Source organism: Tenacibaculum aquaeponti (assembly GCF_052084715.1).
Classification (GTDB): Bacteria; Bacteroidota; Bacteroidia; order Flavobacteriales; family Flavobacteriaceae; genus Polaribacter.
This window is the reverse complement of the sequence record NZ_CP197288.1, coordinates 3,832,965-3,849,708: the sequence shown is the minus strand read 5'-3', so window position 1 is coordinate 3,849,708 and position 16,744 is coordinate 3,832,965. Positions and strand designations below refer to the sequence as shown.

The 16,744-nt window shown below is 36.7% G+C and carries 1 protein-coding gene (running past one end of the window); it reads right to left on the bottom strand.

What is annotated here, in order from left to right; all coding sequences use genetic code 11:
* On the bottom strand, window positions 1–16,744 hold the 5' portion of the coding sequence (locus ACSIGC_RS17465) for a T9SS type B sorting domain-containing protein (protein ID WP_442266048.1). The gene continues 12,755 nt to the left of window position 1, outside the view; 16,744 of the gene's 29,499 nt are visible here — the first part of the coding sequence; its start codon is at window positions 16,742–16,744; its stop codon lies beyond the left edge, outside the window.

The following is a 16,744-nucleotide window of genomic DNA, read 5'->3' as shown; positions in this document are numbered from 1 at the left end:
CTGTTACAGCTGTAATCTCTGTATCTAAACTTGTATCAAAATCTCCAAATGGGGCAACATCTAAGTATAACTCAACGGTGTTATACACTGTGCTTCCTCCTGAAATTCCTGAACCTGATGCAGTATCGATACTTAATGTAGCATTGTCAACGGTGTTACCTGTACTACATCCAAATTGAACTGCACTTGGTGCTACAACCGTTAATAATGGATTGTCATCTACTATAACTCCGGTAACATCTGTTGAACATCCATTTGCTCCAGTTAAAGTTACTGTATATGTTCCTGCTGGGACATTAGTAAAAGCGCCACTTACCGGATCATAATCCCCTTCTCCTGCTCCTAAGCCTGATCCTGATGTTTGAACTAAACTGTATGTGAATGGAGTTAAGCCTGCTGTTACTGTTACTTCAATACGTCCTGTAGCACTTCCGTTACATGTAGCATCGATAGCATTTACTGTAAATGCTGGATCAACTGGTGCAACTACTTCAAAGGTCTTGCTTACAACACAACTACCTGAACCTGTATCGGTAACTCTAACAGTATACGTTCCTAATGCTGTACCTAATGGTAAAGTAAAGTTACTGCTTACTCCTGTTCCTACTACTATTGTGCCAGTAGCAACACTTGTTGAACTTGGATCTTCAACTACATAACTGTAGCTTCCTGTTCCTGAACTAACCTCAATACTGTATTCTGCTCCTACAGCACAAGTTAAAATGCTTACTGGAGTAATATCAAAGTCTAAATCTGGGTTAATTGTAATATTTTGCGTTGCTGGTGAACATCCATTTGTATCTTCAAAAGCTACTGTATATGTATCTGCTACTAAACCTGTGAAGTTAAAAGGTCCTGATCCTGTTAAAGTGAAACTTGATCCAAGAGCACCTGTTAATGTGGCTGTATAATTTCCTGTAGTGGCTCCTGTTACTGTTACTGTTACTTCACCTAAATCTGCTGTACAAGCATTATCATTCTTTGCAACTGAAAATGTAGGTATCTGACTAACAATTAATGTTTCTGGACCTAAGTCTGTTGTACAAACATTACCATTACTATCAGTAATTCTAATAAAAATATTAGTAACATCTGAAGTTATAGTACCGACAGCAGAATATGGGAACTCAATTTCGTTACCATTAACTATAGCACTAGCTACTGTAAAATTAGTTGCACTAACTAAAGAATATGTATAAGGAGGTGTACCTCCTGCAACACTTTCAACTCTTATTACACCATTTGCATTACAAGTAATATCTCTTATCGGATTTAAAACTCCTGTAATTGCTACTGATTCAAGAACTTCGAAATCTAGACTTCCCCAACTACATGTAGTAGGTGTTGCTGGATCTCTTTCAATTATTAAATAATATAAACCAGGATCTAAACCTGTAACAGGTAAATTGAAAGGATATGTTTCTGTATCTGCTATTGTACCTGTTATTGGTGTTGTTAATGGGGCATTAGTATTTCCGTCATATAATTCCCAAGCTATATTATTTCCTGCTAAAACTCCGTCAATGTCATCAATAGTAAAAGTTATTGCTCCATCATTAGATGCACCTGAACAAGATTGACTATTTACTACTCCTGTAATACTTACGTCAAATGTAGAATCTGGGAAAACTAAAGGCGTATCCGGATCATTTGTTTCTATACATCCAGTTGTTGTATCTCTTACATAAAATTGATAATCTAAACCTGGTATTATATCTGAGAAAATGTGTCTTCTAAAATCTGAATTTGGATTGGTTGGATCAAGATCTACTGGTCCAGCTTGAATTGCTGGTAACCAAGGTCCTGTTGATGAGTTAATAGAAAACTCAAATGGTCCAACTCCTCCTTGAGCAACTACAGTAACTATATAACCTGTTGCACAATCTCCTGTTGGTGTTACATCTACTACAATACCACTAACATTAAATGGTATAATAAATTGTCCGTTAAGTTCTATACATTTAACGACACCTGTTACTCCATCTCTAATTCTTAACCCCGGATAAACAACATCATCAGGGTCATATCCTCTAATTTGACCATCAGTAAATGCTAACCAAGTCGTTCCATTATCTACTGTATACTCTAAAATATCTCCAGGAAAATCTGTAGGACTAACATTTATAAAGTTAAAACCAGTTAATAAAGGTTCTGAAACTCCACAATTTGGTGGTGGAACTGGTTCAATATCTAAAACTAATGGATTGGGATTAACTAATGTTACAGAGTCAGAATCATTACATGTTAAACCATCTGTTATTCTCACTGTATAAGTATCAGCAGATAGATTAGGGAATGATAAAACAGTCCCTGTAAAATTATTTATTGTTTGTAAAACTGTTCCAACTGAATCTTCAATTGTTATTGTATGAGGAATTCTACCATTAGAAATTGTTACATCAATACTTCCTTCATCTCCATTACATAAAGGTTGAACTCCTGTTAATGATAATCCTACTGGTGGAACATTACCTACTATTACATCTTCAATAACAATTGTACAACCATTACTATCCCTTACAAATACATCATAAGTACCTGCACCTGCTGATATTGGATTAGTTCCTGAAAAACTTCCAGAAGGAGCACCTGCTGGGGTTGCAGCGTCGACTTCTACAGAAAAAGTATACCCACCAGATCCACCTGAAGGATTAATAGTGATAGAACCTGCATTACAGCTTGCATCTACAACAGTAACACCCGCTACCAATTGTGGTAAAATTGTTGTGCTTACTGTTTCTGTACAACCTTTATTATCAATAACTTCTATACTATATGTATTGGCTCCTAATCCTGTAAAAGTATGACTTGAACCTGTCACATTCTCAAAGGCTCCCCCATCTATACTTGCTCTAAATGGTGCCTCTCCACTAGTAATATTTAATGTAATCGATCCATTAGTGCCATCATAACATGTAACTGGTGTAGCTGTGAATAGTACTGGGTCAAAATTGTTTATTGTAAAACTAGCTGTAGCTGTACATCCATTATCATCTGTTACTCTAATTGTATGTGTTCCTGCTGGAATGTCGGTTAAACTTGTAATGAAAGCTCCCGCTCCATTTAATTGGTAATCATAGGTATATGGTGGAGTACCTCCCGTTACATCTCCTTCAATTGTCGCTCCTGTAGCTGGATCACATGTAACCTCTTTTAAAACATTAGCCGTTAAGCCTGTTAAAGCACTTGGCTCGGTGATACTTACATTGTTTACCGTAACAACACATTGTGAACCTCCTGATGAAACTGTAGAGGAACGAACTTCAACTGTGTAGGTTCCTGCTCCTAATGTAGTCGGTACTGTTAATGGACTTGTTGTATTTCCTGTTACCCAACCTAAACCATTAATATTGTACTCAAATGAAGCTCCAAAGTTAGTCGCTGTAATTGTTATATCTCCATCTGTATCACCATTACATGAAACTGCTGAACCTACAACACTCGCTGTAAATTCTTGATTATCTAATATAACTACTCCTATATCTGTACTACAGCCACTTCCGTAAGCTACTTCAACTGTATAACTTCCAACAGCTTGACCATTGAAAACTCCTGTACCATTTGTAGCAACTGTAGCTCCTGTTGAATCTAATAAAGTATAGGTATATGTTCCTACTGGGCTAGGTGTAATAGTAATATTACCTGTACCATCACAATTATAAACAACTGCTTCGCTTAACGTTGGGACTGCTGGTAAATCATCAATTGTAACTGTACCTGTAAATCCACTACAGCCATTAGTATCCTCTATAAGAACATCATAAGTTCCTGATGATAAGCCTGTAACTGGTGAAGTTGTACTACTTAAGAATGTAGCACTACTTGTTAATTTGTAGAAATAAACATATGAGCCTGTTCCTCCTGTTGGATCTGTGAAACTAATGCTTCCTAAGTTCGTTCCTCCTGTTGGAGTACAACTTAAATCTGTCTCACTTGCTCCGCCACCACTTAAAGCAACTGGAACTGTAATTGTTCCTGTTGTTGTAAAATTACATCCTTCTGAATCTACAACTTCTATATTATAGGTACCATCTCCTAAGCCTGTGAAATTCTCTGATGTAGTTCCAACTCCTGTTCGTGTAATAGTAGAAGCTCCTGTTATATTAATTGTATATGGTGGAGTTCCTTGAGATACTGTAATACTTAAACTTCCTGTATCTGTTGAACAGCTTGGCTGAGTATCTGACACACTTGCTGTTACTGGTAAAACACTTCCTACTACAACATCTTGGAAAACTCCACGACATCCGTTACTATCCTCTACATAAACATCATAAGTTCCAGCTGCTCTATCAACTGAAGCATTACCTGATGAAAAATCGCCTGCAACTGGTGTAACTCCATCTGCAACTACGGCATAAACATATCCTGTTCCTGTTCCCCCTGCACCTACTGAAGTAATCGTACCTAAGTTACAATCCTCTGGTGTACTAGTAGCTGTTACCGTAACTTGTGGTAAAATTGTTGTGCTTACTGTTTCTGTACAACCTTTATTATCAATAACTTCTATACTATATGTATTGGCTCCTAATCCTGTAAAAGTATGACTTGAACCTGTTACATTCTCAAAGGCTCCGCCATCTATACTTGCTCTAAATGGTGCCTCTCCACTAGTAATATTTAATGTAATCGATCCATTAGTGCCATCATAACATGTAACTGGTGTAGCTGTGAATAGTACTGGATCAAAATTGTTTATTGTAAAACTAGCTGTAGCTGTACATCCATTATCATCTGTTACTCTAATTGTATGTGTTCCTGCTGGAATGTCGGTTAAACTTGTAATGAAAGCTCCCGCTCCATTTAATTGGTAATCATAGGTATATGGTGGAGTACCTCCCGTTACATCTCCTTCAATTGTCGCTCCTGTAGCTGGATCACATGTAACCTCTTTTAAAACATTAGCCGTTAAACCTGTTAAAGCACTTGGCTCGGTGATACTTACATTGTTTACCGTAACAACACATTGTGAACCTCCTGATGAAACTGTAGAGGAACGAACTTCAACTGTGTAGGTTCCTGCTCCTAATGTAGTCGGTACTGTTAATGGACTTGTTGTATTTCCTGTTACCCAACCTAAACCATTAATATTGTACTCAAATGAAGCTCCAAAGTTAGTCGCTGTAATTGTTATATCTCCATCTGTATCACCATTACATGAAACTGCTGAACCTACAACACTCGCTGTAAATTCTTGATTATCTAATATAACTACTCCTATATCTGTACTACAGCCACTTCCGTAAGCTACTTCAACTGTATAACTTCCAACAGCTTGACCATTGAAAACTCCTGTACCATTTGTAGCAACTGTAGCTCCTGTTGAATCTAATAAAGTATAGGTATATGTTCCTACTGGGCTAGGTGTAATAGTAATATTACCTGTACCATCACAATTATAAACAACTGCTTCGCTTAACGTTGGGACTGCTGGTAAATCATCAATTGTAACTGTACCTGTAAATCCACTACAGCCATTAGTATCCTCTATAAGAACATCATAAGTTCCTGATGATAAGCCTGTAACTGGTGAAGTTGTACTACTTAAGAATGTAGCACTACTTGTTAATTTGTAGAAATAAACATATGAGCCTGTTCCTCCTGTTGGATCTGTGAAACTAATGCTTCCTAAGTTCGTTCCTCCTGTTGGAGTACAACTTAAATCTGTCTCACTTGCTCCGCCACCACTTAAAGCAACTGGAACTGTAATTGTTCCTGTTGTTGTAAAATTACATCCTTCTGAATCTACAACTTCTATATTATAGGTACCATCTCCTAAGCCTGTGAAATTCTCTGATGTAGTTCCAACTCCTGTTCGTGTAATAGTAGAAGCTCCTGTTATATTAATTGTATATGGTGGAGTTCCTTGAGATACTGTAATACTTAAACTTCCTGTATCTGTTGAACAGCTTGGCTGAGTATCTGACACACTTGCTGTTACTGGTAAAACACTTCCTACTACAACATCTTGGAAAACTCCACGACATCCGTTACTATCCTCTACATAAACATCATAAGTTCCAGCTGCTCTATCAACTGAAGCATTACCTGATGAAAAATCGCCTGCAACTGGTGTAACTCCATCTGCAACTACGGCATAAACATATCCTGTTCCTGTTCCCCCTGCACCTACTGAAGTAATCGTACCTAAGTTACAATCCTCTGGTGTACTAGTAGCTGTTACCGTAACTTGTGGTAAAATTGTTGTGCTTACTGTTTCTGTACAACCTTTATTATCAATAACTTCTATACTATATGTATTGGCTCCTAATCCTGTAAAAGTATGACTTGAACCTGTTACATTCTCAAAGGCTCCCCCATCTATACTTGCTCTAAATGGTGCCTCTCCACTAGTAATATTTAATGTAATCGATCCATTAGTGCCATCATAACATGTAACTGGTGTAGCTGTGAATAGTACTGGGTCAAAATTGTTTATTGTAAAACTAGCTGTAGCTGTACATCCATTATCATCTGTTACTCTAATTGTATGTGTTCCTGCTGGAATGTCGGTTAAACTTGTAATGAAAGCTCCCGCTCCATTTAATTGGTAATCATAGGTATATGGTGGAGTACCTCCCGTTACATCTCCTTCAATTGTCGCTCCTGTAGCTGGATCACATGTAACCTCTTTTAAAACATTAGCCGTTAAGCCTGTTAAAGCACTTGGCTCGGTGATACTTACATTGTTTACCGTAACAACACATTGTGAACCTCCTGATGAAACTGTAGAGGAACGAACTTCAACTGTGTAGGTTCCTGCTCCTAATGTAGTCGGTACTGTTAATGGACTTGTTGTATTTCCTGTTACCCAACCTAAACCATTAATATTGTACTCAAATGAAGCTCCAAAGTTAGTCGCTGTAATTGTTATATCTCCATCTGTATCACCATTACATGAAACTGCTGAACCTACAACACTCGCTGTAAATTCTTGATTATCTAATATAACTACTCCTATATCTGTACTACAGCCACTTCCGTAAGCTACTTCAACTGTATAACTTCCAACAGCTTGACCATTGAAAACTCCTGTACCATTTGTAGCAACTGTAGCTCCTGTTGAATCTAATAAAGTATAGGTATATGTTCCTACTGGGCTAGGTGTAATAGTAATATTACCTGTACCATCACAATTATAAACAACTGCTTCGCTTAACGTTGGTACTGCTGGTAAATCATCAATTGTAACTGTACCTGTAAATCCACTACAGCCATTAGTATCCTCTATAAGAACATCATAAGTTCCTGATGATAAGCCTGTAACTGGTGAAGTTGTACTACTTAAGAATGTAGCACTACTTGTTAATTTGTAGAAATAAACATATGAGCCTGTTCCTCCTGTTGGATCTGTGAAACTAATGCTTCCTAAGTTCGTTCCTCCTGTTGGAGTACAACTTAAATCTGTCTCACTTGCTCCGCCACCACTTAAAGCAACTGGAACTGTAATTGTTCCTGTTGTTGTAAAATTACATCCTTCTGAATCTACAACTTCTATATTATAGGTACCATCTCCTAAGCCTGTGAAATTCTCTGATGTAGTTCCAACTCCTGTTCGTGTAATAGTAGAAGCTCCTGTTATATTAATTGTATATGGTGGAGTTCCTTGAGATACTGTAATACTTAAACTACCCGTATCTGTTGAACAGCTTGGCTGAGTATCTGACACACTTGCTGTTACTGGTAAAACACTTCCTACTACAACATCTTGGAAAACTCCACGACATCCGTTACTATCCTCTACATAAACATCATAAGTTCCAGCTGCTCTATCAACTGAAGCATTACCTGATGAAAAATCGCCTGCAACTGGTGTAACTCCATCTGCAACTACGGCATAAACATATCCTGTTCCTGTTCCCCCTGCACCTACTGAAGTAATCGTACCTAAGTTACAATCCTCTGGTGTACTGGTAGCTGTTACCGTAACTTGTGGTAGAATTGTTGTGCTTACTGTTTCTGTACAACCTTTATTATCAATAACTTCTATACTATATGTATTGGCTCCTAATCCTGTAAAAGTATGACTTGAACCTGTTACATTCTCAAAGGCTCCCCCATCTATACTTGCTCTAAATGGTGCCTCTCCACTAGTAATATTTAATGTAATCGATCCATTAGTGCCATCATAACATGTAACTGGTGTAGCTGTAAATAGTACTGGATCAAAATTGTTTATTGTAAAACTAGCTGTAGCTGTACATCCATTATCATCTGTTACTCTAATTGTATGTGTTCCTGCTGGAATGTCGGTTAAACTTGTAATGAAAGCTCCCGCTCCATTTAATTGGTAATCATAGCTATATGGTGGAGTACCTCCCGTTACATCTCCTTCAATTGTCGCTCCTGTAGCTGGGTCACATGTAACCTCTTTTAAAACATTAGCCGTTAAACCTGTTAAAGCACTTGGCTCGGTGATACTTACATTGTTTACCGTAACAACACATTGTGAACCTCCTGATGAAACTGTAGAGGAACGAACTTCAACTGTGTAGGTTCCTGCTCCTAATGTAGTCGGTACTGTTAATGGACTTGTTGTATTTCCTGTTACCCAACCTAAACCATTAATATTGTACTCAAATGAAGCTCCAAAGTTAGTCGCTGTAATTGTTATATCTCCATCTGTATCACCATTACATGAAACTGCTGAACCTACAACACTCGCTGTAAATTCTTGATTATCTAATATAACTACTCCTATATCTGTACTACAGCCACTTCCGTAAGCTACTTCAACTGTATAACTTCCAACAGCTTGACCATTGAAAACTCCTGTACCATTTGTAGCAACTGTAGCTCCTGTTGAATCTAATAAAGTATAGGTATATGTTCCTACTGGGCTAGGTGTAATAGTAATATTACCTGTACCATCACAATTATAAACAACTGCTTCGCTTAACGTTGGTACTGCTGGTAAATCATCAATTGTAACTGTACCTGTAAATCCACTACAGCCATTAGTATCCTCTATAAGAACATCATAAGTCCCTGATGATAAGCCTGTAACTGGTGAAGTTGTACTACTTAAGAATGTAGCACTACTTGTTAATTTGTAGAAATAAACATATGAGCCTGTTCCTCCTGTTGGATCTGTGAAACTAATGCTTCCTAAGTTCGTTCCTCCTGTTGGTGTACAACTTAAATCTGTCTCACTTGCTCCGCCACCACTTAAAGCAACTGGAACTGTAATTGTTCCTGTTGTTGTAAAATTACATCCTTCTGAATCTACAACTTCTATATTATAGGTACCATCTCCTAAGCCTGTGAAATTCTCTGATGTAGTTCCAACTCCTGTTCGTGTAATAGTAGAAGCTCCTGTTATATTAATTGTATATGGTGGAGTTCCTTGAGATACTGTAATACTTAAACTACCCGTATCTGTTGAACAGCTTGGCTGAGTATCTGACACACTTGCTGTTACTGGTAAAACACTTCCTACTACAACATCTTGGAAAACTCCACGACATCCGTTACTATCCTCTACATAAACATCATAAGTTCCAGCTGCTCTATCAACTGAAGCATTACCTGATGAAAAATCGCCTGCAACTGGTGTAACTCCATCTGCAACTACGGCATAAACATATCCTGTTCCTGTTCCCCCTGCACCTACTGAAGTAATCGTACCTAAGTTACAATCCTCTGGTGTACTGGTAGCTGTTACCGTAACTTGTGGTAGAATTGTTGTGTTTACTGTTTCTGTACAACCTTTATTATCAATAACTTCTATACTATATGTATTGGCTCCTAATCCTGTAAAAGTATGACTTGAACCTGTTACATTCTCAAAGGCTCCCCCATCTATACTTGCTCTAAATGGTGCCTCTCCACTAGTAATATTTAATGTAATCGATCCATTAGTGCCATCATAACATGTAACTGGTGTAGCTGTAAATAGTACTGGATCAAAATTGTTTATTGTAAAACTAGCTGTAGCTGTACATCCATTATCATCTGTTACTCTAATTGTATGTGTTCCTGCTGGAATGTCGGTTAAACTTGTAATGAAAGCTCCCGCTCCATTTAATTGGTAATCATAGGTATATGGTGGAGTACCTCCCGTTACATCTCCTTCAATTGTCGCTCCTGTAGCTGGATCACATGTAACCTCTTTTAAAACATTAGCCGTTAAGCCTGTTAAAGCACTTGGCTCGGTGATACTTACATTGTTTACCGTAACAACACATTGTGAACCTCCTGATGAAACTGTAGAGGAACGAACTTCAACTGTGTAGGTTCCTGCTCCTAATGTAGTCGGTACTGTTAATGGACTTGTTGTATTTCCTGTTACCCAACCTAAACCATTAATATTGTACTCAAATGAAACTCCAAAGTTAGTCGCTGTAATTGTTATATCTCCATCTGTATCACCATTACATGAAACTGCTGAACCTACAACACTCGCTGTAAATTCTTGATTATCTAATATAACTACTCCTATATCTGTACTACAGCCACTTCCGTAAGCTACTTCAACTGTATAACTTCCAACAGCTTGACCATTGAAAACTCCTGTACCATTTGTAGCAACTGTAGCTCCTGTTGAATCTAATAAAGTATAGGTATATGTTCCTACTGGGCTAGGTGTAATAGTAATATTACCTGTACCATCACAATTATAAACAACTGCTTCGCTTAACGTTGGTACTGCTGGTAAATCATCAATTGTAACTGTACCTGTAAATCCACTACAGCCATTAGTATCCTCTATAAGAACATCATAAGTTCCTGATGATAAGCCTGTAACTGGTGAAGTTGTACTACTTAAGAATGTAGCACTACTTGTTAATTTGTAGAAATAAACATATGAGCCTGTTCCTCCTGTTGGATCTGTGAAACTAATGCTTCCTAAGTTCGTTCCTCCTGTTGGAGTACAACTTAAATCTGTCTCACTTGCTCCGCCACCGCTTAAAGCAACTGGAACTGTAATTGTTCCTGTTGTTGTAAAATTACATCCTTCTGAATCTACAACTTCTATATTATAGGTACCATCTCCTAAGCCTGTGAAATTCTCTGATGTAGTTCCAACTCCTGTTCGTGTAATAGTAGAAGCTCCTGTTATATTAATTGTATATGGTGAAGTTCCTTGAGATACTGTAATACTTAAACTTCCTGTATCTGTTGAACAGCTTGGCTGAGTATCTGACACACTTGCTGTTACTGGTAAAACACTTCCTACTACAACATCTTGGAAAACTCCACGACATCCGTTACTATCCTCTACATAAACATCATAAGTTCCAGCTGCTCTATCAACTGAAGCATTACCTGATGAAAAATCGCCTGCAACTGGTGTAACTCCATCTGCAACTACGGCATAAACATATCCTGTTCCTGTTCCCCCTGCACCTACTGAAGTAATCGTACCTAAGTTACAATCCTCTGGTGTGCTAGTAGCTGTTACTGTAATCTGTGGTAGAATTGTTGTGGAAATTGAGTTTGTACAACCTTTATTATCAACAACTTCTATATTATATGTATTGGCTCCTAATCCTGTAAAAGTATGACTTGATCCTGTTACATTCTCAAAAGTTCCTCCGTTTAAACGTACTCTAAATGGTGCTTCTCCACTAGTAATATTTAATGTAATCTCTCCATTAGTTCCATCATAACATGTAACTGGTGTAGCTGTAAATAATACTGGATCTGGATTTGGAACATCAATAGTAAAAGGAACACAACCTACAGCATTTACTGTCATTCTAACATTATCTATAAAATTACCTACAGATAAACTACCAGATGCAGTAGAGATTGCAACAAAAGAAATCACTGTTGTTGTTTGTCCCGCAGGAACTGTATAAGAACCTGAGTATGATCCCCATGAAGAATTACCATCTGACATTGTTTGTGTAAAGTTCGAAGTAGTTAAGTTTCCTCCAATTCTTACTTCTGCTACATCTGTACCACTTCTTCCTCTATGATCTAAAGACCAATTAATTACATCTCCAGGTATTGTACAAAATTCTTGATATAAAGCTGATGGTAAATTTGCATTTAATTCAGCAAAATAATTTCCATCAGAAGCAGGAACTCCATTGAACCCACTTCTCCAAATTTCTAATTGATTGTCGCTAGCCGTACTGTCCCAACCATCTAATTGATTTTCATCAACAATTCTAAAAGTTGTTATACCAGAAGGTACAGTTTCAAAACTTCCATTGATGAAAGGATCTGTTGAACAACCACATTCTGTACAATTATTGGTATCTCTTACACTTATAGTATAAGTTCCTGATGATAAACCTGTAAATATATTAGATGATTGCCATGTTGCTCCATCATCTATGCTATATTCATATGGTGCTGTACCACCTGTAGCTTGAACCGTTATAGATGCAGAATTTGGTCCTGTACAATTTGCAGTCGTTGTTATTGAACCTGTTACATTTAAAGGATCTGGTTCTGTTATCGTTACATTTCCTAAGTCTAATTCACAAACTATTGAACCTGAATCTTCTCTAATTCTAACGTTATGATTTCCTGCTGGAACACCAACAATCCTGAAAGGATTATCAGCTGTTGAAGACCAACTACCTCCACCATCTATAGAGTATTCATAACTTCCTCCTGTAAAATTATTTGCTTGAATCGTAATTGTTCCATTATTAGAAGCATTACATTCTGAATTTGTACTTCCAGTAATACTACCTGAAAACCCTTGATTTGGTAGAACATCAACAATAAAATCTCTCGGACATGCTCTATCAGCTGTAACTGTAAATGTATGAGTGGCAGCACTTACGTTTGTAAATACATTAGATGTTTGAGGTGTACCTCCATCCATACTATAACTATATGTTAATGATGGTGTAGCAGGTGGGTTGAAAGTTACTGTTGCTGTTCCATCACAATTATAATCTATAGCACTTGGAATATTAGGAATTGTTGGAAAAGGATCAACAACAATTTGTGGTAACACTTGAGAAGTACATCCATTTGAATCTCTTACTAATAAATCGTAGGTACCTGGACCAACAGTATTAAATATTGTTGAACTTTGCCATGTAGTTCCATTATTTATACTATACTGGTAACCAGTACCTGAACCTCCTGTTGCATCTGTAAATGTAATTACTCCGTTCGGTTGAGTACAAGTTGCATCTGGATTTAAAGTAGCAGAACTAGATGGTGAAGAAGGATTAGCAATAGTGATTGGACCAACAGTATAACTACAAACTGAAGCTCCTTTTGTTGCTCTTATAGTAATTGTATAATCACCAGGTGCCAAAGCTGTAAATGAATTTGAAGCTTGAAATGTTGTTCCTCCATCATCACTATATTCTAAAGAATATGCTAATGAACCTGGTGGCGTATCTGTGATAATTGTAATCGTTCCATCTATATTTCCTGAACATGTAGTATCTGTATGGTTTTCAGAAAATTGTAAAGCATCTTCTAAACTTATAATTACAGGTGAAGAAATATCTGTACAGTTATTGTCATCTACAACAATAAATTCATAAGTTCCTTCACTTCCATTTGGGATGTTATATGTTGTGTTTGTTGTAAAACCTTCAAAAGTTGTAGCGTCATATGTAGCTGGAATAGCACTAAAATCAGCATAACTTATTGCTGTTTTTGTTGCTGTACTAGCAGGTGTATAAGACCATAAAGCATAAGTATAACCACTGCCTCCTATAGTACCTCCATTAGCAGATAATGTAATTATTCCATTAGAACAATCTATATCTTTTGTATTCACAGCATTAATATTTAACGCCGGTGGTACTGTTATTGCAGGTAAAGTTTCTGTATAAGTACAACTACTTGTAGTTGATGTTATTTCTACTGTGTATGTTCCTGATGCACTAATTGGGAAAGTTCTAGAACGATCTGTTGTTGGTCCAAAAGTACTTACAACCGATCCTCCGCTAGTAATATTATATACATATTGTTCAGATGTTGGAGCGTTTATTTGAATATTAATTTCCCCAGAATCACCAGCACATAATATTGGAGTAGTTGTTACGTCTACATCCATAGTTACCTCTCCTACAGACTGATTAGGGTAAGGAAACACACAAGAAATAGCTACATTTCTTATATAAACATCGTAATTTCCAGCTGTAGAAATTGGAAAGACATTTGATGCTTGATAAGCTCCAACTGCTGGTGCTGGATCACCTGCTGGTACTATAGCATATTCATATCCTGCAGGTACGCTGTTAATTGTTATACTACCGTTTGTAGAACAAATAATATCTTCAGTAACAATTGTTGGGTTAACTGTTCCTTTAAAAACATTAAAATAATAACGTTCGAAACACCCTCCTGGTTCTTCTACAATTAACCTATATTGACCTGCATCAGAAAAAGTTCGTGTTGTACTATTTACATCTGTTGCTACATCTACCCAAGTTCCTCCTACATCTGGACAAGTAACATCTGGAGTTGGTGTACTTCCTGAACTTAAAACTTGCCATCTTACGGTAGTAGGAGCTGCTACTCCAGTAGGAATTGAACGAGAATCAGAACTACCACATAAATAAATTTCTGCTAACTCTAAAGTAGGATCATTTACACAAGTTACAACTCTATCAGCAACAGCAGCAATAGGATTAACTCCTGAACCAAAAGGCCCTACCACAAAGGTTTCGTCAAAAGGCACACAAGCAGCAGGAGCTCCTGGTGGATTTGTCTTTGTTACTGTATAAGTTCCTGTTGATGTAACCGTTATAGTTCTTGTACTAGCTTCATCTCCTGAAGCAATAATGTTACCAGAACCATCTCTCCATTCATAATTACCAAAACCTGCACCAGCAGTTAAATCAACCGAAGATCCACACAATGAAACATTTTGAGAGAAATTATTACAACTTGAAATATCAACTAAAAAATTTGTTGATCCAACAATTCCAAAATTACATGCATCTATTCCTGAAACACTAGGAGCATCATTTACCGAAACTCCACCCGTAACACCATCATATCTTGCAAACGCTTGATTTTCAACAACATTAGAACATACATCTGTCAATAAGCTACAATCTGAAACAACTTGAACATGAAATCGTATATTATGAACAGCACCACCTTCTTCAACTAAAGAATCATCAACTTCAAATGTTAATTCACCTCTAAAACCATTACCTGCTGAAGGTGGAACATAATTTGTTAATGTTACCCCCGTAGGAGTAATAACATCTGCTGGAACTAAATTTACGTTTCTAGGAAGTCTATCTGTAATTACAGTATTCGTAGCATCATCTGTTCCTGTATTCTGAAAAGAAACATTATACCACAAGTCACTTCCTAACCCTAAAGTTACTCCGGCTAAATCTGTACCAGCATTATCATCAACAGTTTTTACAAGTTGAATAACTGGTTCAATAATTTCAATTGCAAATACATTTAAAAATGGCCAATATACATCTCCTCCAGTTGTAAATCTTGCATCTAAACTAGTTTGATTATTGGCTATATTTGTATTTAATGGGTTATCAACATTAAATAAATCTACATCAAATCCTAAAGTGTTTTCACTATCAGGGTTTCTTGAAGTAGTGTGTGCATCATATTGTGTGATACTTCCATTAAAAAAGTTATCAACTGGATTTGTTGTAGGCGTGCTAACATTAACAAAATTCCCAGATGTATTTCTTATTTGAAAGTTATCATTAAAAATAAAACCATCTCCTTCTAAAGCAGCAGTTAAAAATTGAGCTCTTACTGGACCAGAAGGAATTGTATTAAAACCTGTAAAATTAACATCAGCATTATTAGTACCATCTATGGTAGCAAAACCATCAAAGATTGAAATATTTTTACTAGAGTCAGTTTCATTTTCATAAATAACAACCATTACCCATCCTGCAGCACCTCCTAAACCATTTCTACTATCGCGACCAATTGTTGCTCTAATATTTCCTGCATAATAATCTCCATTTGGATTAGATAACCCTTGTACCATAGATGTTACATCTTTATAACATACATAAGGTCTTTGTGTTGCTATACCACTATCATATAGAACTTCATCACTTGTTATATCTTGATAAGGTTCTCCAGGTAACTTAAATTTTATATTTCTGTAGTCTCCAGGTCTAGAATTTTCAGTTTCCCAAGATTCATAAGGAAAAACACCTGCCCAATATAAACTTGCATGTACAACTCTTGAACAATTTGGTAAATTTAATGTTGATTTAGACGAAGAAAACGTATCCCCATTTCCAGCGATTCCTTCATCATCATCAATATCTATATAATTCATATAAATATTACCATTATTGAACTGTGCATCATTAACATTAATAAAAAATGCTCTATTACAACCATTAATAGAATTTATAACATACAAATCGTCTCCAACAGTATTATTTGGATGCGGTTCATTAGCATCTACAGTCTGTGTTGTGGGAGTATAAGTATAGTCTCTATACCATCTACCACATCGATCTCTAAACCAAGACATTGTAGAACTTCTAGTGTATAAAGTAAACTCTCTAAAATCTCTATTTAAAATATTGTTACCTACAAAAGTAACATTACCTCTAATATTAATACCTCCAGGTGGTAATCTTCTTTCATCAAAGGCTACATCAGGTCTCCTTCTTGCCATTAAATTATTCGGCGGAGTTTCAGAAATTCCTTTTTTCTGAGTAGCTTCTTGATTTAAGATTTGCCCAATATTTTCTGGCAATACTTGAACTTTAGCTTCTTTTTCTGATTGACTTCCATCATCTTGTGAAAATCCTAGAACTGAAGTTAAAGCAATAAATAGAAAAAGTAACTTTTTTTTCAT